Source organism: Streptomyces saintjeani, assembly GCF_055409605.1.
The window spans coordinates 8954984-8974789 of sequence record NZ_CP189624.1 but is presented as its reverse complement, the minus strand read 5'-3'; the positions used below and the strand labels follow the sequence as shown (position 1 = coordinate 8974789).

Genomic DNA, 19806 nt, shown 5'->3' with positions numbered 1-19806 from the left:
ATTCTTGACATGACCACATACGTCTCTCACCTGCCCGGCTGATCTTTGCGGAGTTCCGAACGACCACTCACGCCAGCCCCCGAAAGACCTTCCGCAGACGGGAATCCGATGCACCCACCTCGTACACGTGCGCGAATCCACAGACCCAGCGCGGCCCTAGCGGTCGCCGCGATCCTGGCGACCTGCGCGGCCGGCCTCGCCACCACCCCCGCAGCGGCGGCGCCCCCGCGCCCGGCCGCAGGCCTCCAGGTCACCGGCAAGAGCGCCCCCGTCACCAAGTCCCGTGCGGACGGCGCCGGTTCACCGGTCCTCGCGGACGGCTACGGCCCCACCTCGGCCGACGCCACCGCCATGCAGGCCGCCGCCAAGCAGGCGCACAGCACCGGAAAACCGGTCACCGTCCCGTCCCTCACCAGCCCCACCCTCCAGGTGGAGGCGGAGCCCGGCGGCGGCTTCCGCACGGTCTCCAACCCGTTGCCGGTGCGAACCCGGCACTCCGGCCACTGGGTCCCGGTGGACCTGACGCTCACGCATCGCACCGACGGCACCTGGTCCCCGAAGGCCACGGCGTACGGCACGGTCTCCTTCTCCGGCGGCGGCACGACCCCTCTCGCGGTCACCCGATCCGGCGACACCGCGCTCACCCTGACCTGGCCGACGCCCCTCCCCGCCCCGCGCGTCGCGGGCGACACCGCCACGTACCCCGCCGTACTCCCCGGCGTAGACCTCCAGGTCACCGCCACCGCGTCCGGCGGCCCCAGCGAGACCCTCGTCGTCCACGACGCCACCGCCGCACGCAACCCCGCGCTGGCCGCCCTGCGCCTGGGCGCTCAGGTGAACGGAGGACACCTGGCCACCGCGGCGCACGGCGGACTCACCGTCATGGACACGCACGGCACAGCGGTAGCCGACTCCCCCACCCCGCTCCAGTGGGACTCCAACCGCGCCCTGCACACCAAGGCGAAGGTCGCGGCCGACGCCTCCGACGCCGCGCACCCGGGCCTGGCCGCCCGCGTCGCCGGCGTCGGCACGCGCCTCGGCCACGGCACGCTGACCCTCGTACCGGACAAGGCGATGCTCACCCGTGTCGGGACCGTGTTCCCGGTGTACGTCGACCCCTCGGTGAACTGGCACCCGGTCGACTACGCGAACCCGGCCTTCGACGAGGTGAAGCAGGGCTGCCCCGGCACGTCCTTCTACGACAAGACGGGTTCGCTGGCCGACAACGGCTATCTCGGCGTCGGCTACAACGGCTGGCCCGAGGGTTCCTGCAACACGGGTGACGAGCACGCCATCTACCAGTGGAGCCTGTCCAAGACGATCTTCGGCGCCACGATCAACAGCGCCGAGGTCGACGCGACGGACATCTACTCGGCGTCCTGCTCGACGACAGCGACCGTCAACCTGCACTGGTCCAGGGGCATCGGCTCGGGCACGGACTGGAGCAACCGGCCGAAGTACAACAGCTACTCGACGTCGGCGAGCTTCGGCCCGGCGTACAACCCCTCGCTGTGCCCGAACAACGGCAGCTCGACCAACGGCTTCAATGTCCTGACCCCGATCAAGAAGGCGGCGAGCGGGCACTCGACGAGCTTCACCGCCACGCTGAGCGAGGACTCGATGGAGGCCGGCCGCAACGACCTCGGGTTCAAGCGGTTCTCGCACAACCCGACGCTCCAGATCTTCTACGACAACCCGCCGAGCGCCCCCACCGCCGCGACCATGGCCGCCGTGTCCGGCGCCGCCGACGCGGCCTGCGACACCTCCTCGCCGTACCCGTACATGGGCAAGACGATCGCGTCCACGCCGCCGGTGCTGCGCGCCAAGGTGAAGGACCCGAACGGGGACAAGCTCCAGGCGACGTTCCAGTACTGGGTGGACGGCACGACCACGAAGGCGACGGTCAAGAGCGGCGACAACCTGGCGAGCAACACGTACGCCACGGCCTCGCTCCCGGCGTCGTTCGTGTCGTCGCTGGCGGCCGGGAAGACCGTCGACTGGGACGTCACGGTCACCGACGGGATGGCGTCGACGACGTACAGCCAGTCCCCCACCTGCCACTTCACCGCCGAGCCGACCGCGCCGGACGAGCCGACGCTCGCCTCGGAGAGCAACCTCTACCCGAACACGGACGTCACCGACGCGGCCGTCGGCGCGGCGGCGGGCACCTCGGGGAAGTTCGACATCACCGGCTCCGGCACCACCGCGACGAAGTTCGTGTACCACCTCGACGTACCGCCGCCGACGAGCGGCGCGCCCGCGAACGAGACGGTGACCGCGAGCGGCAACAAGGCGACGGTGACGGTCGTCCCGCCGTCCCCGGGCCCGCACACCCTGTACGTGTACGCCGTGGACGGCGCCGGTGACGTGTCGGGCACGTCCGCCTACCCGTTCCTGGCCGCCGGGCACCCGAACACGACCTGCGCGAGCCTCGCGGCCTGCTTCGACAACGTGGGCGTCAGCGCCGACAGCAACATGACGGCGGCCGACTTCGACGGCAACGGGCACAGTTTCTCGGCGACCGACTGGGCGAACGCGGGCTGGACGAGCGGCGGGAAGGTGACCGTCGACGGCGCCACCATGACGCTGCCCGCCTTCGGCTCGGGACAGAAGGACAACCTCCTCGCGGCCAACCAGACCGTGAACTACTCCGCGCAGGGCAGCGCCCTGGTCTTCCTGACCGCCTCGACGTACACCAACCTCAGCTCGCCCGGCGCCATCGCGGGTGACACCACCTCGCCGTACGTACCGGCCGGGACCCGGGTCAGCGCCGCGTACTGCTTCTCCGGCGACGACGCCGACGGGTTCTGCCCGGCGAGCGGCCAGATCACCTACACCGACGGCACCAGCGCGACGTACATGCTGACCGTGCCCGACTGGTCCAACACGGACAGCTCGATCGCGGCGGCGGTCTTCCCGCACGCCAACGGCTCCACCCAGAGCACGGCCAACCGGCAGCTGTACGCGTTCTCGGTGCCGGTCGACCCGGCGCGCACGATTGCCTCGGTGACCCTGCCCGACCTGACCGGCGCGGCCGGGCCGAGCGAACCGACGCTGCACGTGTTCGCGCTGGGCACCCGCAACACGACCGCCGGTACGGCCGAGGCGAACGGCACCTACGCCGCCGCGCCCTCGGGCCAGTCCTGGACCGGTGCCTGGTCCGGCGCCACCGAGGGCAGCTTCTCGCTGCCGGGCGGCGGCACGTACTCCAACCAGACGATCCGGGTGGCGCTGAAGCCGTCGGTGTCCGGGGCCACGGTCCGCGTCAAGCTCGACAACGCGCTCGGCAGGAACAAGCTGTCCATCGGCCACGCGACGATCGCCGTCAGTTCCACCCCGAACGCGATCGGCTCGGTCCCGTCGGGGACGCCGACGACGCTGAAGTTCGGCGGCGCCCAGGCGGTGACCGTCCCGGTCGGCGGCACGGTCTACAGCGACCCGCTGCCGTTCACCGTCACCGCGAACCAGTACCTGCTGGTCTCCTACCAACTCAGCAACGCCGTCCCGTACTTGGTGCAGCACACGTACGCGGGCGGCTCCTACGAGTACATCACCGCGAACGGCAGCGGCGACCTCACCACCGGCACCAGCGCCACGCCGTTCACGACCACCGCCGCCGCGTACGGCAACTTCACCGACCTGGTGACCGGTCTGGACGTGCAGTCGGCGAACGTACCCACCGAGGCGGTCCTCGGGGACCACCTGGTGGACCCGTTCCAGCCGAACACGACGCTGCCCAACTCCAACGGGTACCGGGTGGCCGACGGCCTGACCGCCGCCGAACCCACGACGGCCAGTCCCTACGGCGTGCTCGCCGAGGGCATCGAGGCCAACCAGCTCATGACCGACAACCCCGAGACGTACAGCGGCAATTCGGTCGGCGGCCCCTCGGTGCTCTCCCGGCTCGACCGGGACATCCTCGACCAGCCCGGCCTGTCCACGGTCGTCGTGGACGCCGGGCTCGAAGACCTGCTGGCCGGGTCCACCAGCGACGACCTGGACGCCGACGGCTACACGGAGCTGGTGCAGCAGCTCCAGGGCTGGGGCGTGAACGTCGTCCTCACCTCACTGACCCCCTGCGAGGGCTTCGCCGGGGACGGCGCCACCCCGAACGACCCGTGCACGTCCGCCACCGACGACAACCGCACGGACGTCAACGCGTTCCTCGGCGGCATGAACCTGGGCAACCCCTGGGCCACGCCCGCCGTCTACTTCGCGGACTTCGACGCGGCCGTGGCCGTGCCGGACGCGACGACCGGGGAGGAGAAACTCGCGGCGACCGCCGACAGCGGCGACCACGTCAACCTGTCCGACCCCGCCTTCGGGGCGCTCACCACGGCGCTGCTCTCCCCCGTCGACACGTGGGGCCTGGACGACGGCGACTCCATGCCGGTCGCGACCGACACCGCCGCGACCGACACGCTCAACACCCTCAACGCGGCGGGCGCGAACCCGAACCTCGGCAACAACCCGCTCACCCTGACAGGCGGCGCGAGCTGGGCCACCGATTCAACTCGGGGCACGGTGCTGGGTCTTGACGGCAGCACCGGGTACGCGGTCAGCGCGAACCCCCAAGTCGTCGCGGACACCGGCAGTTTCACGCTCTCCGCGTGGGTGAAGCTCGGCTCCGCCGGTACGGCCGACCAGACCGTCCTGGCCGAAGAGGGCACCCAGACCTCGCCGTTCGCCCTCCAGTACAACCACTCCCACACCGGAAACCCCGGCTGGGCCCTGGCGTTCACCAGCGCGGACGCCGCGAGCCCGGCCACGACGTACACGTACGCGGCGAACGCCTCGGCGGGTACCTGGACCCACCTGACCGGCGTCTACAACGCCGCGACGAAGACGGCCCAGTTGTACGTCAACGGCACCCTCGCCGCGACCACGACCGGGGTCACCCCCTGGGCGGCGACCGGAAACCTTGTCCTCGGCCGGGGCCTGTCCGGCGGCACCCAGACCGCCTGGTTCAACGGCTCCGTCAGTGACCTACAGGCGTACGCGTACGCCCTGACCGCCAACCAGATCACCGCGATATACCAGAACATCCCCTGACCCACCGGAAGTTAAGGGTGGTCCGCCGTTGTGCGGGCCACCCTTTTTTCGTGGGGTCCAGCCGGCGTGAAGGAGCGTGGGTCAGCGGCGCACCCTCGGCATCCCCAGGCCGATCCACGTGATGATCTCCCGCTGGATCTCGTTGTTGCCGCCGCCGAACGTGAAGATGACGGCCGAGCGGTAGCCGCGTTCCAGTTCGCCATGGAGCACCGCGCCCGCCGAGCCCTCCTGGAGCGCGCCCGGCACGCCGACGATCTCCAGGAGCCAGGCGTACGCGTCGCGGCGGGCCTCGGAGCCGTAGACCTTGACGGCGGAGGCGTCCTGGGGGGTGAGGGTGTTGTTCTGGACGGCCTGGACCATCTGCCAGTTGAGGAGTTTCAGGGCGTCGAGCCTGATGTGGGTCTGGGCGAGGCGGCGGCGTACCCAGGGGAGGTCGAGGACGCGGCGGCCGTCGGCCAGCTTCGTCTCCCCGGCCCAGCGCTGGACGTCCGCGAGGGCGCGGATCGCCATCGTGCCGTGCGCGGCGAGCGTGACGCGCTCGTGGTTGAGCTGGTTCGTGATCAGGCGCCAGCCCTCGTTCTCGGCGCCGACCCGGCGGGTGACGGGGACGCGGACGTTCTCGTAGTAGCTCGCCGTCGTGTCGTGGGAGGCGAGCGTGCGGATGACCGTGCAGGAGTAGCCGGGGTCGGTGGTGGGGACCAGCAGCATCGTGATGCCCTTGTGGGGCGGGGCGTCGGGGTCGGTGCGGGTGGCGAGCCAGATCCAGTCCGCCGTGTCGCCGTTGGTCGTCCAGATCTTCTGGCCGTCGACGACGTACTCGTCCCCGTCGCGTACGGCCCTCGTCCTGAGCGCCGCGAGGTCGGTGCCCGCGCCCGGTTCGCTGTAGCCGATGGCGAAGTCGATCTCGCCGGAGAGGACGCGGGGGAGGAAGTACGCCTTCTGCTCGTCGGTGCCGTAGCGCATGATCGTCGGGCCGACGGTGTTCAGCGCCATCAGCGGCAGGGGTACGCCCGCCTGCGCGGCCTCGTCGAAGAACACGAACTGTTCCACGGGGGTCAGCCCTCGTCCGCCGTACTCCTTCGGCCACCCGACACCGAGCCACCCGTCCGCGCCGAGCCGCCGGATCGTCTCCCGGTAGAACCGTTTCGCACCGACCGGGTCGGCATGCCGCGCGTACGCGCCGTCCGGCACCAACTCCGCGAAGTACTCCCGCAGTTCCGCGCGCAGCCGCTGTTCTTCGGGGGTCTGGTCGAGGTGCACGGGGCCTCCTCCGAGGGGGGTACTGAGGGCGCACACGGTAGAACGCGTTGCAGAAATAGGGAATGGCGAGGCGGGGTCCCGGTGGAAGGCAGCGCGGGAGAACGGTGGGCCGGAGTCCTGGCCGTAGGCCGCGTTGTCGGTGGGGGGTCGCACAATGGGGGCACGACGGGGTGATCGTCGGGGAGGCGTACGGGGCGCCGGGTCCCACACCGCCCGGACCGACCCCGCGCCGCCCTGACCGACGTACACGAGGGATGCCGTAGATGACCCACCGCCTGCTCCTGATCGCCCCCGCCTTCTCCGCGTCCCTGCGGGCCGCGCGGTTCGACGACGGGGGGTCGCTGGACGCGGCGGGCGTGCGGGCGGCGCGGGCCGCCGCGGGTGGGGTGCCGGTCGCCGAGCGGGTCTGGTGTTCGCCGAGTGCGCGGTGCCGGGAGACACTCGCCGGGCTCGGGCTCGCGGGGGTGGAGGTCCCGGAGCTGGCCGGGATCGATGCCGGGCGGTGGCGGGGGGAGACGGTGGAGGAGGTGGGAGCGCGGGAGCCGGAGGCACTCGCCGCGTGGCTGTCCGATCCCGGGGCGGCTCCGCATGGCGGGGAGTCGGTGCGGGAGTTCTGCGCGCGGGTCGGGGGGTGGCTGGAGGCGGGTGCGGAGTTGTCCGGGCGGACGGTCGCGGTGGTCGAGCCGGAGGTGGTGCGGGCTGTGGTGGTACGGGTGCTGGGGGCGCCGGAGGAGGCGTTCTGGCGGGTGGACGTGGCGCCGCTGTCGGGGGTGGAGGTCAGCGGGAGGGGTGGGCGGTGGAATCTGCGGGTGGGGTGAGGTCGGCGGCCCAGTTCAAGACGGCGGGCGATTTTCGTACGGTACGAATGCCACCCGCCCTCGGCGGCCGACCCCGCCGACCCGACCCCTCAGCCGATCTCCCGCTTCAGGATCTTCCCCGTAGACGTCATCGGCAGCGTCTCCGCGAACTCCACCACGCGCGGGTACTTGTACGCCGCGAGCCGCTCCTTCGCCCAGTCGACGAGTTCCTCCTCCGTCACCTCAACCCCGACCTTGCGGACGACGACCGCCTTGATCTCCTCGCCGTGGGAGGGGTGGGGTACGCCGATGACGGCGACCAGGGACACCCCGGGGTGCTCCATGAGTAGCTCCTCGATCTCCCGGGGGTACACGTTGAACCCGCCCCGGATGATCATGTCCTTGGCGCGGTCGACGATGTAGTAGAAGCCGTCGGCGTCCCGCCGCCCGAGGTCACCGGTGCGGAACCACCCGTCGTCGAGGACCTCGGCGGTCGCGTCGGCCCGCTTGTAGTACCCCTTCATGACGTTGTGCCCCTTGACGGCGATCTCCCCGATCGCGTCGGGATCGTCCGCGAGCGGCGCCCCGCCCCCGTCGACGATCCGCATCTCGACACCCGGCACAGGCACCCCGATCGACCCGGCGCGAGGCTCCTGCCCGAGCCGGGAGAACGACGCGACCGGGGACGTCTCGGAGAGCCCGTACCCCTCAAGGATGGTCACCCCGAACCGCTCCCGGAACTCCCGGTGCACCTCGTGCGGCAGCGCGGAGCCACCGGAGACGGCGACCCGGAGATTGCGGGCGAGCGTCCCGACGTCCACGGAGTCGTCGAGCGCGCCGAGCAGCGCCCAGTACATGGTGGGAACGCCACCGAAGAACGTGACGTGCTCGGAGAGCATCAGCCTCAGCGCGGCGGCGGGCTCGAAGCGGGGCAGCATGACGATCGTTCCGCCGTACGCGAGCGCCCCGTTCTGGATTACGGTCTGCCCGAAGGAGTGGAACAGCGGCAGCACGCACAGGAACGTGTCGGGCCGCTCCACGGACGCGCCGAACAGCACCTCGTCGATGAGGACGTTGTCGCGCATGTTCCGGTGCCGCAGCTCGGCGCCCTTGGGGCGGCCGGTCGTCCCGGAGGTGTAGAGGATGACGGCCGTGTCGTCCTCGTCGGTGACGACCGTCTCGAAGACCGGCGGCTGCCCGGCCCACGGCAGCTCGCCCGCCGGGTCGACGACGAACAGCCCGACCCCGTCGGCCTCGGCGACGGCCTCGCGCGCGTACTCCCCGATGGGCAGCTCGGGCGTCCCCGAGAACGCGATGAACGCCTTCGCGTCGGAGTCCCGCAGGTGGTACGCGATCTCGCGCGGTTTGAGCAGCACGTTCAGGGGGACGACGGTCGCGCCCGCCTTGAGGATGCCGTAGTAGGCGAACGTGAAGTACGGCAGGTTCGGCATCGACAGCGCGACCTTGTCGCCGGGCCCGATCCCCGCCGCCGCCAGCAGGTTCGCGACCTGCGCGGCGGCGCCGTCCACCTGCGCGTACGACAGCCGCAGCTCGCCGAAGACGATCGCGGTGCGCTCCGGGTGGCGGGCGGCCGAGTCCTCCAGGAACCCGGCGAGGTTGTACGCGGTCATGATCCGTCCGCCGTCCACTGGCACGGCATAACGGCCTCCCTCATCGCAGGATCGACACGGACGGTCCACACGAACCGTCCGGCTTCGGACGCTAGTTGAGCGCACCATGCCGTCGCAAGGATCTTGCGTCAAAGGTGTGTGCAGGTCACAGGCTTGCGGCGTGGTCCGGGACATAGTTCTGGAGGTCGCGCGGCGGGCGCACGTACCCGGTGGACGGCGGGCGCTCCGGCAACTCCAGGACCGGCAGCGGAACTTCGCGGTAGGGCACCGAGTCCAGCAGGTGGGCGATCATGTTGAGCCGGGCGCGCTTCTTGTCGTCGCTCTCGACGACCATCCAGGGCGCCTCGGTGATGTCGGTGTGCACGAGCATCTCGTCCTTCGCGCGCGAGTACGCCTCCCAGCGGGTGATCGACTCCAGGTCCATCGGCGAGAGCTTCCAGCGCCGGACCGGGTCGTCGAGGCGCCCCCGGAAGCGGTCCTGCTGCTCGCCGTCGCTCACCGAGAACCAGTACTTCCGCAGCATGATGCCGTCCTCGACGAGCATCCGCTCGAAGATCGGGCACTGCCGCAGGAACCGCTGGTACTCCTCCTTGGTGCAGAACCCCATCACGTGCTCGACCCCGGCGCGGTTGTACCAGGACCGGTCGAGCAGCACGATCTCCCCGGCGGCCGGGAGGTGCTCCACGTACCGCTGGAAGTACCACTGCGTCCGCTCCCGCTCGGTCGGCTTCGGCAGCGCGACGACCCGGGCGACACGGGGGTTGAGATGCTCGGTGACCCGCTTGATCGTGCCGCCCTTGCCGGCCGCGTCCCGCCCCTCGAACACGACGACCAGCCGCGCGCCCTCCGCCCGCACCCACTCCTGAAGCTTCACCAACTCCGTCTGGAGACGCAGCAGTTCACTCTCGTACACCTTCCGCTTCAGGTTCCCCGCCACTGCCATACCGCCTCTTTCCGTCGCCGCACAGGTGAACGCCCGAAGTCTAAGGAGCGGCCCGTCGGGGGTCGTACGCTGGCGGCCATATGGACGCTCTCACCGCCGCCGCGCGCCTCACCGGCAGCCCCGCGCACACGGTCCGCCCGCTCTCCGGCACGGTCGCCGAAGTCGCTCTCGCCGACGGCCGGACCGTGATCGCCAAACACGCCGACGCTCCCGACGCGGTCCGCGCGGAGGCCGCCGGGCTGCGGTGGCTGGGGGTCGCGGGGATGGTGCCGGTGCCTGAGGTGTACGGGTACGACGCCGGGTGGCTGGTGACGGAACGGGTCGCGGTGGGTCCGCCCACCGTCGAGGCCGCGCTGGGGCTGGGACGGGGGCTCGCAGCGCTGCACGCCGCCGGGGCGCCCGCGTACGGGGCCGGTCCGCCCGGCGGTCCGCGTGAGGCGTACATCGGACTCGCCCCGATGCGGAACGTCCCCGGCGCCGAGTGGGCCGGCTGGTACGCCGAGCACCGGGTGCTGCCGTACGTCCGGGCCGCCGTGGACCGGGGCGCGCTGACCTCGCGCGACGCGGCCGTGGTGGAGGCGGCCTGCGCGCGGCTCCCTGTGATCGCCGGTCCTCCCGAGCCCCCGGCCCGTCTCCACGGCGACCTCTGGAACGGGAACGTGCTGTGGGGCGCCGACGGAAGGGCGTGGCTCATCGACCCCGCCGCACACGGAGGGCACCGGGAGACGGACCTGGCGATGCTGCGGCTCTTCGGATGCCCGTACCTGGAGGAGATCACCGCCGGGTACGAGGAGGTGGCGCCGTTGGCGGAGGGGTGGCGGGGGCGGGTGGGGGCGCATCAGCTGTTTCCGCTGATGGTGCATGTGGTGCTGTTCGGCGGGGGGTACGGGGAGCAGGTGGTGGGGGTGGCTCGGGGGGTGGGGTGAGGTCGTACGGCAGCCGGGGTGAAGGCTGGTTCGCCTCCCGCCCTCACCCCGGCCCTGATCCGGCGAGCCCCGCGCCCGTCCGGTTCAGTGCGCGCCCAGCCCGCCGCCTCCGAAGGACCCGCTGGACCCCGGCGTCCACCTGCGCCGCTTCTGCGACGCGCTGGTCCTGGTCTGCATGTTGGTGAGTTCGTACGGAGTGAGGGCGTGGCCGCCCTTCGGTACGCGGGGTACCTCGTCGGGTTCCCGGTTCTCCAGGATCTCGTGAACCGCGCCTTCCGGCGGGAGGTGCGGCTGTTCCTCGGGGCGCGGGCACGGCAGCTCGCGGTCCTTGATACGCGCGCCCAGCCAGAACGCACCACTCAGCATCGCCACCACGGCGATGCCGGCCGCGAACAACGCCAGGCTGAGCAGGCCGCTCGGGGCGGCCAGCATGACGGATGCGGTACTCATATACGGCGAATACCCCCAGAAGGGGCGGTGAACCCTCCCGGGAGGGGAAGCGTGCCTCCCGGAGGGGTGCCGACTGCCGTACGGCGCGGCGGGGCGACCGTCGGTTACCGTCGCTCCGTGACCACACCACGCAAACCCCGGGGCCCCTACCGCAAGGGCCTTGAGCGGCGCGAGCAGATCCTGCGGGCCGCCCTGGAGGTGTTCGGCGACCACGGCGAGCGCGGCGCGTCGCTGAAGGAGATCGCGGACCGGGTCGGCATGTCCCAGGCGGGCGTCCTGCACTACTTCGGCTCGCGCGAGGAACTCCTGGTCGCCGCCCTGGAGGAGCGGGACGCGCAGAGCGGCCGGGCCACCGCCGGCATCACCTCCCCCGGCGAGGTCCTCGCGACGACCGCGGCGCAGAACGCGGGCCGGCGCGGCCTGGTCGACCTGTTCGTCACCCTCTCCGCCGCCGCCTCGGACCCCACGCACCCGGCGCACCCCTTCTTCACCCGCCGCTACGACGAGCTGACCCACTCCCTGACGGCCGGAATGCGCGAGGCACAGGACCGCGGCGAGACCAGGACGGACGTACCCCCCGAGCAGCTCGCCCGGATACTGATCGCCCTCTCGGACGGCCTCCAGGTGCAGTGGCTGCTGGACCCGGACGTCGGGATGGCGGAGACGATCGAGGCGTTCAACCGCATGTGCCGCGCAACCGTCGGCGACGGAAAAGACGACGGCGCCCCCGCGAATACCTAGCGCCGTTCGCTTTCTGAACCTAGAGTCGGCCTCACCCGCGCCCGCACCCCCGTGAGGACCCGCACCATGGACGACACCACCCCCCTCGACCTCACCACCAAGACCTCCCTCCTCTCCGGCCACGGCATGTGGACCACGGTCGGCGTGCCCGACGCCGGTCTCCCCTCCCTCCTCCTGTGCGACGGCCCGCACGGCGTCCGCAAGCAGTCCGGCGAGGCGACGCAGGTCTACGACAGCGAACCGGCGACCTGCTTCCCCCCGGCCGTGGCCCTCGCCTCCAGCTGGGACCCGGAGCTGCTGCGCGGGGTCGGCGAGGCCCTGGGCCGGGAGGCCCGCTCGCTCGGCGTGGAGGTCCTCCTCGGCCCCGGCGTGAACATCAAGCGCTCCCCGCTGTGCGGCCGTAACTTCGAGTACTTCTCGGAGGACCCGCTGCTCAGCGGCGTACTCGGCGCCGCGCACGTCACCGGCGTACAGAGTCAGGGCGTCGGCGCGTCGGTGAAGCACTTCGCGGCGAACAACCAGGAGACGGACCGGATGCGGGTGAGCGCGGACGTCGACGAGCGCACGCTGCGGGAGATCTACCTCCCGGCGTTCGAGCGGATCGTGAAGGAGGCCCGTCCGGCGACGGTGATGGCCGCGTACAACAAGGTCAACGGCGTCCGCGCGACCGAGAACCACCACCTGCTCACCGAGATCCTCCGCGAGGAGTGGGGGTACGACGGTGTCGTCGTCTCCGACTGGGGCGCGGTGGCCGACCGGGTCGCCGCGCTGGTCGCGGGCACGGACCTGGAGATGCCGGGCACGGGCGGCCGTTCGGACGCGGAGGTCGCGCAGGCGGTACGGGACGGCGGGCTGGCCGAGTCGGCCGTGGACACGGCCCTGGACCGTCTGCGCGCCCTGGCCCACCGGGTCCGCGCCGAGTCCGCTCCGGTCGCGGTCGACCACGACGCCCAGCACCGGCTCGCCCGCGAGACCGCCGCCGACTGCCTGGTCCTCCTCAAGAACGACGACCACACACTCCCCCTCGCGCCGACCGCCCGCATCGCGGTCCTCGGCGACTTCGCCCAGCACCCGCGCTACCAGGGCGGCGGCAGCTCCCACGTCAACGCCACCCGCGTCGACAGCCCCCTCGACGAACTGCGCGCCCAGCTCCCGGACGCCCGCGTCGACTTCACCGACTCCCCGGCCGACGCCGCCGACGCCGACATCGCGGTGGTCTTCGCGGGCCTGCGCGAGGAGGACGAGTCCGAGGGCTTCGACCGCGAGCACATCCACCTCCCCGCCGATCAGGTGGAGTTGATCCGCGCGGTCTCAACGTCCGCACGCCGTACGGTGGTTGTCCTCATGAACGGCAGCGTCGTGAGCCTTGAGGGCTGGTACGACGGTGTCGAGGCCGTCGTCGAGGCGTGGTTGCCGGGCCAGGCGGGCGGGGGCGCGATCGCGGACGTCCTCACCGGCCGCGCGAACCCGTCGGGACGGCTCGCGGAGACGGTCCCGTTCCGCCTCCAGGACACCCCGGCGTACCTCAACTTCCCCGGCGGACAAGGGCATGTGCGCTACGGCGAGGGCGTGATGGTCGGGTACCGGTACTACGAGACCGCCGAGGTCGCCGTCCGGCACCCCTTCGGACACGGCCTGAGCTACACGTCGTTCGAGCAGTCCGGCTTCCGGGTGACACCGACGGGCGCGGACACGGCGACGGCGTCGGTGACGGTCACCAACACCGGCGACCGGTACGGCAAGCACGTCGTCCAGATCTACGTCGCCCCGGCGCCCAGGCCGGTGCTGAGCCCCGTACGCGAGCTGCGCGGGTTCGCCAAGGTCGCGTTGCGGCCCGGCGAGAGCACGCGGGTCGAAGTCGCCCTGGACCGGCGGGCGTTCGCGTTCTGGGACATCGAGCGCGGGGACTGGACGGTGACGGCGGGGCGGTACGAGGTGCAGCTCGGGGAGAACGCGCACACGGTGCTGGCCTCGGCCGCGCTCGAACTGGCGGGGGACGACTACTCCCGTCCGCTGACGCTGGATTCGTCGGTGGAGGAGTGGTTCGGTCACGCGGTCGCGGGTCCGGCGCTGCGGAAGGAGCTGGCGGGCGGGGCGATGGTCGGGGACGACGTCATGCGGATGATCGGGTCGATGCCGCTGAAGCAGTTCCAGGGGTTCCTGCCGAAGCCGATTCCGGAGGAACTGCTGGCGGGGTTGATGGAGGCGTAAAGGGGTGTTTCGCGGTGCCGGAGGCGACCGTTACCGGGGGACGTCGATCAGGACGCGGCCGTGGCCACCGGCGTCCACCCGGGCCGGGTCGTGCTCAATCGCCCCGTTGAGCAGGCGGCTTTCGCGCCGGTGCTCGGGGGCCGACCTGCCCGGCGATGAGCCGCCGGTAGTTCGGGCACTGGGTGACGTCCTCGTGCTCGCAGTTCAGGCAACCCTCGATGAGCTCCAATGAGGCCCGGGCGGCGGCGATCCTCGATCGGATCTCTTCGGCCTCGGCGCGCAGGATCTCGTGCCGGGCAGCGCGCTCGACGGTGGCGGACAGGCTCCTGATGGTGTCCAGGCCCAGGCCGGCCTCCTTGCCCATGAGGATCGCCGCCACGCGGGTGAGGTCGTCCGCGCCGTAGCGGCGGCGTCCGCCCGCGTCCCGTACGGGGTGCAGCAGGCCCATCGACTCCCAGTGCCGCAGGACGTGCGGGGCGAGACCGAACCGTGCCGCGAGAGCGCCGATGCTCATCGCGCTCGCGCCGTTGTCTCCGCTTGACTCCATGTGTCTCCGCTTGACTTCATGTCGACGTTAATTCCTAGCCTGGCGTCCATGTCCAAGAACCAGGAAGTGGTGGAAAAGCACCGTGGCGCGGAAGGCATGTTGGCCCTCCTCGACGCGACGGACCAGGTGCCGGGCGCCGGCCTGCTGCGGGCCCGCTCCTACGAACTGCTGTCTCTTGTCCCGGGCTCGTCCGTCGTGGACGTCGGCTGCGGTGCCGGGCTGGCCGTCGCCGAGCTGGCCGAGCGTGGCGTCCACGCGGTGGGCGTGGATCCCGATCCGTGGATGCTGGCCGAGGCCCGGAAGCGGTGGCCGGCAGCCGAGTTCCGGGAGGCGGGGGCGGAGGATCTGCCGTTCGCCGACGGAAGTGTGCGCGGCTACCGTGCCGACAAGGTCTTCCACGCCCTTCGGGAGCCGTGGCGCGCGGTGACGGAAGCGCGGCGCGTCCTGTCCCCGGGCGGCAGGATCGTCCTGGTCGGACAGGATTGGGACGCCATCATGATCGACTCCGCCGATGCGGCGCTCACCCGCACGATCGTGCACGCCCGCGCCGACCTCCTGAGCACGCCCCGCGCCGCCCGCCAGTACCGCGGCCTGCTCCTGGACGGCGGCTTCGACGACGTCACCGTCGAGGTGCACACCAGCGTGTCCACCGATCCCGCGATGCTGGCATTGCCCACCAGGCTCGCCGAGTGGGCCTGCACGAGCGGTGCCCTCGGCCGTGACCAGGCCGATGAGTGGCTCGCCGAACAGCGCCGACGCGCCGAGGCCGGCCGCTTCCTCGTCGCCATTCCGTACTTCGTGGCCGCCGCCTCCGCCTAGAGCGCGGGGCGGCGTCCGCGGCGACCGCCGCTGTCACCTCACGGCCCTTGGCCTCCGGGCCGCCCCGGAGGCCGAGGACGGTGAGGTGTTCCGGCAGGAGACCCGCGGGCCGTGGACCGTGGGCCACGGCCCGCGCCCTGCGCGTCTCGGGCCGCCGGGTTCCTGCCCGACGCACCCGGCGGGCGATCCGGCGGACACGCCGGATGGCGACCTGGCGGGCGCGTCCCCGGGGGTCCGGTGGGCGCCCTGTCGGTGATCTAGCGGGTGGACCCGGTGTGCTCCCGCGCAGTCGCCGCCTCGTTCGCCGCCGTCCCGGCCCCCGGCTCGGTGCTCTTGCTCGCGGACCCGCGCCGGCCCGGCAGGACCGCGAGGACGATCAGTGTTCCGGCAGCCATGATGATCCCGCCGATGAGGCTGGCCTGAGCGACGCCGTGGGCGAATGCCTGGTGGACGGCATCCACCGCGGCCTGGGCCTGCTGGGGCCCGGCGGAGGGATCCTGCCCGACCCGCTCCGCGACGGCCAGGCCGGCGCCGACCGAGTCCTTGGCGGTCTCCATCGCCTCCGCCGGGAGCCGGTTGCCCACCAGATCGGTCAGCTCGTCCCGGTAGGCCGTACCCAGCAGCGAGCCCAGCACCGCGATACCCAACGCCCCGCCCAGCTCCAACGCGGTGTCGTTGACACCACCGCCCACCCCCAGCTCCGACTCGGGGAAGGAACCCATGATCGTGTCGGTCGCCGGGGAGATCGCCAGACCGAGCGCGAGACCCAGCACCAGCATCAGCGCCGCGTACGGAACGGTGTAGGAGATCAGCGTGCGGGACAGCGGCATCACGCTGCCGCGCTCGCGAAGCCGGCCGTTGTCCTCCCGCAGGGCCTGCGCGGGGGACCCGCTCGTTGCCGGTGTCGAAGGTGTGCTGCCAGCCGTGCGCCTCGCGTGGCATGCCGTCCTCGTTCAGGCAGACCGCCGGCGGTTCCGGTCCGGCGCAACAGCCTCGTGCGGGTGCCGGGGGCCGGCGTGTCCAGCGACGCGGCCGTCCGCCGGCCGTTGGTATCGCGCATCTCCGGCCGCCGGTTGCGGGTCCCGCGTTCGGCCGGCAGCAACTGCGGCGGACCGCTGCGGAGCGTTCGCCCTTCCCGTAGGCCGGCGCGCTTCGCGGCATCCGGAACCGGCGCCCACGTCCACCCCTGGCGCAGGACGCCGGCCCACTCACTCAGCCGCAGCCCGGTGCCGTAGAGCCCGTCGACGAACGCGCAGTCACGCCCGCGCCGAGGCCATCACCCCTCAGCGGGCCGCGCCACGAACCTAGCGTTTGCTTGGTGCGGCTGGCTACTGTGTCGGCATGGCCCTCCAGTTGGACATGTCGGGAAAGGTCGTCCTGGTCACCGGAGGCACGCGCGGGGTCGGGGCGGGGATCGCGGAGATGTTCCTCAAGGCGGGCGCGCACGTCGAGGTGTGCGCCCGTACCGAGCCGCCCGAACTCCCCGCGCACTTCAGCCGGTTGGACGTCCGTGACCCGGACCAGGTCGAGCGGTGGATCGAGGACGTGGCCCACCGCCGCGGCCGGGTCGACGTCGCCGTCAACAACGCGGGCGGTGCGCCGTACGCCGATTTCGCGGGCGCCTCCCCCCGATTCCACCGCAGGGTCACGGAGTTGAACTTCCTGGCGCCGGTCTATGTGTGCCGGGCGGTGTTCCCGGTGATGGCGGACGGCGGGGTCGTCCTGAACGTGACCTCGATCAGCGCGCGCCGGGTGAGTCCGGGGACGGCGGTGTACGGGGCGGCGAAGGCGGCGCTGGAGAGCCTGACGGCGTCGCTGGCGGTGGAGTGGGCGCCCAAGGTCCGGGTGAACGCGGTGAGTTGCGGCCTGGTGGAGACGCCAGGGTCGATGGACCACTACGGCGACGCGGAGCAGGTCGCGCGGGTCGCGGCGACGATCCCGAGAGGCGTGTTCGCGCGGCCGGAGGACGTCGGGGGCGCGTGTGTGCTGCTGGCGTCGCCGCTGGCCGCGCATGTGACGGGCGCGGTGCTGAACGTGGACGGGGGCGGCGAGTGGCCGGGGTTCCTGCGGCACACGCCGAACGCGTGAGCCGGGGCTTGATCGCTATGCTGAACGCCGTACCGGGCAGGAGCGCTGTGCCGGGCAGGGCAGGGCGGGAAGGAACGACGACATGGCGGTGAGACGCCCCGTCCGCACGGCGGCCGACAACGGCGGCTCCCCGAGGGCGGGTTCGGACCGCCGGGCCGAACTCCTGGGAATCGCCGCGAAGTTGTTCGCGTCACGCGGGTACACGCAGACGACGGTGCGGGACATCGCGGACGACGCGGGCATTCTCTCGGGCAGCCTGTACCACCACTTCGCGTCGAAGGAGGAGATGCTCGACGAGATCCTCCGCGACTTCCTCGGCCGCCTGCTGGAGCGGTTCACCGCGATCGAGAAGGCGGAGCAGGACCCGCGCCAGGTCCTCGACCAGCTCGTCCAGCACTCCTTCGCCGTCATACACGAGACGCCGGAGGCGGTCGCCCTCTACCAGAACGAGTCCGCCTCCCTGACCGGCCAGCCCCGGTTCGCGTACGTCGAGCAGTGGGGCCGCAAGATCGAGAAGATCTGGCTGCGGGCCATCACCGCCGGGCAGGAGTCCGGCGCGTTCCGCGCGGACGTCGACGCGCGTCTCACCTACCGTTTCATCCGCGACACGGTCTGGTGCTCGGTCCGCTGGTACCGCCCGCGCGGCCGGCTGCGCCACGAGGCGGTCTCCGAGCAGTACCTGAGAATCCTGTACGGCGGTCTGGTCACGGAGTGACGGGGACCTCCCGGTTCCGCAGCCCCCGGGGGTCGATCTCCTCGCGGATCAGACGGAGTTCGGCCGGATCGGGGAGCCGGGTCTCGGTGACGCCGGTCGCGTCGAGGGCGAACCCGGTACGGGCGCGGACGTCGTCGACGGTGACGCCGGGGTGCACGGAGCGGATGCGGAGCCGCCCGTCGTCGCCGTAGTCCAGGACGGCCAAGTCGGTTACCACGACGCCGAGATGATGGAACGTCAGTTTCCCGGCGCGGTCGTTGCCGACCCCGCACACGAGGTCGACCTTCTCCACGAACACCTTCGGCGAATGCCGGGCGACCCAGTAGTCCGTACGGTGGTTGGCGGTGTTGCCCGGCGCGCCGCGCACCCCGATCAACTGCCGTGTCGGCTGCCGCCAGTTGCCGACGAGGGAGATGTTCTGGTTGCCGTAGCGGTCGATCTGGCTCGCGCCCATCATGCTCTGCCGCCGTCCGCTCTCCACGAGTTCGAAGATCCGGCCGAAGGGCACCCAGCCCTCGACCACTCCCCCGTCGGCGGCCGTGCCCCCGAGCGGCGGCGGCTCGCTCATGCAGTACGCCTCGCCGTCGGACAGGACGAGTTCGGGGCTGGTGGTGAGCCGGGCCAGCCGGGCGCCGACCATCGGGACCAACCCGACGGCGTGCGCGAGGACTTCACCGGCGCCCTGCCAGGTGTCGGCGCAGGCGGCGGCGCACACTTCCGCGCGGGTGATCATCGCCCCTCCTCGGTGTGGAAGTCGGTGACGGCCTGCTGGTAGGCGCGTTCGTCGCCGTCCAGGAACCGCTTGCGGAACAGCTCCCACGCCGCCGGGTCCTTGGCGGAGGCCGCGTAGTGCGCCTGGAACGCCTCGTCGCGCGGATGGTCCGGCACGCAGGAGGTGAAGTGCGCGCCGCGCGGGGTCTCGATCACGCCGGTCACGAAGATGCGGCTCAACAGCAGGGTCTGGGCGGGGCCTTCGGCGAGCAGGTCGGGGACGACGCGTTCGGCGCTGACGTAGCAGCGGTCGGCGGCGCGGGCGAACAGGTCGTCGAAGTACGGGTCGGGGCCCAGGTACTGGGCGTTCCCGGCAGGGTCGGCGCGGTTCATGTGGAGGAGGGCGAGGTCCAGCGGGAGCGCCTTCATCGCGACGTACTCCTCACCCGTGTAAGGGGAGTTGACGGTTCTGAGGTCCGGGTTCATGGTCAGGACGTCCGAGCCGAGCCCGGCCCGCGTCGGCAGGAACGACAGCCGGCTCGCCGCCGCGCGCAGCCCCGTGACGACCATGCCCTCGTCGTACTCGGCGGTCTCGATCTCCCCGCGTTCGCGGGCGGCGCGGAAGTGCGGGTCGAGGGCGATGGAGTCCAACGAGACGAATCCGTAGACCAGTTCGCGGACTCTCCCCGCCGCGCACAGCAGTCCGGCGTCGGGGCCGCCGAAGGTGACGACGGTCAGGTCCCGGGCGTCGCCGCGCAGGATCTCCCGGACCAGCGCCATGGGTTTGCGGCGCGAGCCCCAGCCGCCGATCCCGATCGTCATGCCGGACTCGACGACTCCGGCGAAGTCCTCCAACCGCACTGTCTTGTCAGCCATGTTGACCCTCTCGGGGTTTGGCGTCGACTGGGTCCCTAC

15 protein-coding genes and 1 pseudogene are annotated in these 19806 nt (G+C 71.8%); 8 read left to right on the top strand and 8 right to left on the bottom strand.

Features of this window, described 5'->3' with window-relative positions; all coding sequences use genetic code 11:
• Nucleotides 1-108: 108 nt before the first annotated feature.
• Nucleotides 109-5052 (top strand): LamG-like jellyroll fold domain-containing protein, encoded by a 4944-nt coding sequence (locus tag ACQCO7_RS40235; protein ID WP_464076467.1) that lies wholly within the window; start codon nt 109-111, stop codon nt 5050-5052.
• Between the two features lie 81 nt (nt 5053-5133).
• Here ACQCO7_RS40235 and ACQCO7_RS40230 read toward each other — a convergent pair whose 3' ends face one another.
• On the bottom strand, nt 5134-6312 hold the full coding sequence (locus ACQCO7_RS40230) for an acyl-CoA dehydrogenase family protein (RefSeq protein WP_464076466.1): 1179 nt from the start codon (nt 6310-6312) through the stop codon (nt 5134-5136).
• A 263-nt stretch (nt 6313-6575) separates the two neighbouring features.
• Here ACQCO7_RS40230 and ACQCO7_RS40225 point away from each other — a divergent pair, with 263 nt between their 5' ends.
• Nucleotides 6576-7130 carry a histidine phosphatase family protein gene (locus ACQCO7_RS40225; RefSeq protein ID WP_464076465.1) on the top strand — a complete coding sequence of 185 codons (555 nt, stop codon included), beginning with the start codon at nt 6576-6578 and terminating at the stop codon, nt 7128-7130.
• Nucleotides 7131-7219: 89 nt separating this feature from the next.
• On the opposite strand, the gene ACQCO7_RS40220 is transcribed toward ACQCO7_RS40225, so the two are convergent.
• Both ACQCO7_RS40220 and ppk2 read right to left on the bottom strand, forming a co-directional pair.
• The gene (locus tag ACQCO7_RS40220; RefSeq protein ID WP_464076464.1) at nt 7220-8740 is read right to left on the bottom strand and encodes a long-chain-fatty-acid--CoA ligase; all 1521 of its coding nucleotides are present in this window, start codon (nt 8738-8740) and stop codon (nt 7220-7222) included.
• A gap of 145 nt (nt 8741-8885) precedes the next feature.
• Entirely contained in the window at nt 8886-9683 is a 798-nt protein-coding gene (ppk2, locus tag ACQCO7_RS40215; protein WP_464076463.1) for a polyphosphate kinase 2, read from the bottom strand.
• Nucleotides 9684-9763: 80 nt separating this feature from the next.
• Between ppk2 and ACQCO7_RS40210 the strand changes: the two genes are divergently transcribed.
• Nucleotides 9764-10609 carry a fructosamine kinase family protein gene (locus ACQCO7_RS40210; RefSeq protein ID WP_464076462.1) on the top strand — a complete coding sequence of 282 codons (846 nt, stop codon included), beginning with the start codon at nt 9764-9766 and terminating at the stop codon, nt 10607-10609.
• An 84-nt stretch (nt 10610-10693) separates the two neighbouring features.
• Here the strand turns inward: ACQCO7_RS40210 and ACQCO7_RS40205 are convergent, their stop codons facing one another.
• Entirely contained in the window at nt 10694-11059 is a 366-nt protein-coding gene (locus ACQCO7_RS40205; protein WP_010352218.1) for a DUF6479 family protein, read from the bottom strand.
• A 117-nt stretch (nt 11060-11176) separates the two neighbouring features.
• Between ACQCO7_RS40205 and ACQCO7_RS40200 the strand changes: the two genes are divergently transcribed.
• Together ACQCO7_RS40200 and ACQCO7_RS40195 are read left to right on the top strand one after the other, a co-directional pair.
• Nucleotides 11177-11800, top strand: coding sequence for a TetR/AcrR family transcriptional regulator (locus tag ACQCO7_RS40200; RefSeq protein ID WP_464076461.1), 624 nt, complete (start codon nt 11177-11179; stop codon nt 11798-11800).
• A 66-nt stretch (nt 11801-11866) separates the two neighbouring features.
• Nucleotides 11867-14011, top strand: coding sequence for a beta-glucosidase (locus ACQCO7_RS40195; protein WP_464076460.1), 2145 nt, complete (start codon nt 11867-11869; stop codon nt 14009-14011).
• A gap of 94 nt (nt 14012-14105) precedes the next feature.
• On the opposite strand, the gene ACQCO7_RS40190 is transcribed toward ACQCO7_RS40195, so the two are convergent.
• On the bottom strand, nt 14106-14558 hold the full coding sequence (locus ACQCO7_RS40190) for a MerR family transcriptional regulator (RefSeq protein ID WP_464076459.1): 453 nt from the start codon (nt 14556-14558) through the stop codon (nt 14106-14108).
• 48 nt (nt 14559-14606) lie between these two features.
• Here ACQCO7_RS40190 and ACQCO7_RS40185 point away from each other — a divergent pair, with 48 nt between their 5' ends.
• Entirely contained in the window at nt 14607-15377 is a 771-nt protein-coding gene (locus ACQCO7_RS40185; RefSeq protein WP_464076458.1) for a methyltransferase domain-containing protein, read from the top strand.
• Between the two features lie 257 nt (nt 15378-15634).
• On the opposite strand, the pseudogene ACQCO7_RS40180 reads toward ACQCO7_RS40185, so the two are convergent.
• A pseudogene (locus ACQCO7_RS40180) lies at nt 15635-16168 on the bottom strand (MFS transporter); the annotation flags it as partial.
• A 550-nt stretch (nt 16169-16718) separates the two neighbouring features.
• On the opposite strand from ACQCO7_RS40180, the gene ACQCO7_RS40175 reads away from it, so the two are divergent.
• Together ACQCO7_RS40175 and ACQCO7_RS40170 are read left to right on the top strand one after the other, a co-directional pair.
• Entirely contained in the window at nt 16719-17465 is a 747-nt protein-coding gene (locus ACQCO7_RS40175; protein WP_464076457.1) for an SDR family oxidoreductase, read from the top strand.
• 82 nt (nt 17466-17547) lie between these two features.
• Nucleotides 17548-18180: a TetR/AcrR family transcriptional regulator gene (locus tag ACQCO7_RS40170; protein WP_464076456.1), complete on the top strand. Its 633-nt coding sequence runs from the start codon at nt 17548-17550 to the stop codon at nt 18178-18180.
• Here ACQCO7_RS40170 and ACQCO7_RS40165 read toward each other — a convergent pair.
• Together ACQCO7_RS40165 and ACQCO7_RS40160 are read right to left on the bottom strand one after the other, a co-directional pair.
• Nucleotides 18170-18913: a CoA-transferase subunit beta gene (locus ACQCO7_RS40165; protein WP_464076455.1), complete on the bottom strand. Its 744-nt coding sequence runs from the start codon at nt 18911-18913 to the stop codon at nt 18170-18172. The genes ACQCO7_RS40170 and ACQCO7_RS40165 overlap by 11 nt on opposite strands.
• Complete coding sequence (locus tag ACQCO7_RS40160; protein ID WP_464076454.1) at nt 18910-19767, bottom strand: CoA transferase subunit A; 858 nt, start codon at nt 19765-19767, stop codon at nt 18910-18912. Before ACQCO7_RS40160 ends, ACQCO7_RS40165 begins: the two co-directional genes overlap by 4 nt.
• Nucleotides 19768-19806 lie beyond the last annotated feature (39 nt).

Excerpts from the sequence above, each read along its gene's own strand:
- ACQCO7_RS40235 (WP_464076467.1), top strand. The coding sequence starts at position 109 with ATGCACCCACCTCGTACACGTGCGCGAATCCACAGACCCAGCGCGGCC.
- ACQCO7_RS40225 (WP_464076465.1), top strand. The coding sequence starts at position 6,576 with ATGACCCACCGCCTGCTCCTGATCGCCCCCGCCTTCTCCGCGTCCCTG.
- ACQCO7_RS40220 (WP_464076464.1), bottom strand. The coding sequence starts at position 8,740 with ATGACCGCGTACAACCTCGCCGGGTTCCTGGAGGACTCGGCCGCCCGC.
- ppk2 (WP_464076463.1), bottom strand. The coding sequence starts at position 9,683 with ATGGCAGTGGCGGGGAACCTGAAGCGGAAGGTGTACGAGAGTGAACTG.
- ACQCO7_RS40210 (WP_464076462.1), top strand. The coding sequence starts at position 9,764 with ATGGACGCTCTCACCGCCGCCGCGCGCCTCACCGGCAGCCCCGCGCAC.
- ACQCO7_RS40205 (WP_010352218.1), bottom strand. The coding sequence starts at position 11,059 with ATGAGTACCGCATCCGTCATGCTGGCCGCCCCGAGCGGCCTGCTCAGC.
- ACQCO7_RS40195 (WP_464076460.1), top strand. The coding sequence starts at position 11,867 with ATGGACGACACCACCCCCCTCGACCTCACCACCAAGACCTCCCTCCTC.
- ACQCO7_RS40190 (WP_464076459.1), bottom strand. The coding sequence starts at position 14,558 with ATGGAGTCAAGCGGAGACAACGGCGCGAGCGCGATGAGCATCGGCGCT.
- ACQCO7_RS40185 (WP_464076458.1), top strand. The coding sequence starts at position 14,607 with ATGTCCAAGAACCAGGAAGTGGTGGAAAAGCACCGTGGCGCGGAAGGC.
- ACQCO7_RS40175 (WP_464076457.1), top strand. The coding sequence starts at position 16,719 with ATGGCCCTCCAGTTGGACATGTCGGGAAAGGTCGTCCTGGTCACCGGA.
- ACQCO7_RS40170 (WP_464076456.1), top strand. The coding sequence starts at position 17,548 with ATGGCGGTGAGACGCCCCGTCCGCACGGCGGCCGACAACGGCGGCTCC.
- ACQCO7_RS40165 (WP_464076455.1), bottom strand. The coding sequence starts at position 18,913 with ATGATCACCCGCGCGGAAGTGTGCGCCGCCGCCTGCGCCGACACCTGG.
- ACQCO7_RS40160 (WP_464076454.1), bottom strand. The coding sequence starts at position 19,767 with ATGGCTGACAAGACAGTGCGGTTGGAGGACTTCGCCGGAGTCGTCGAG.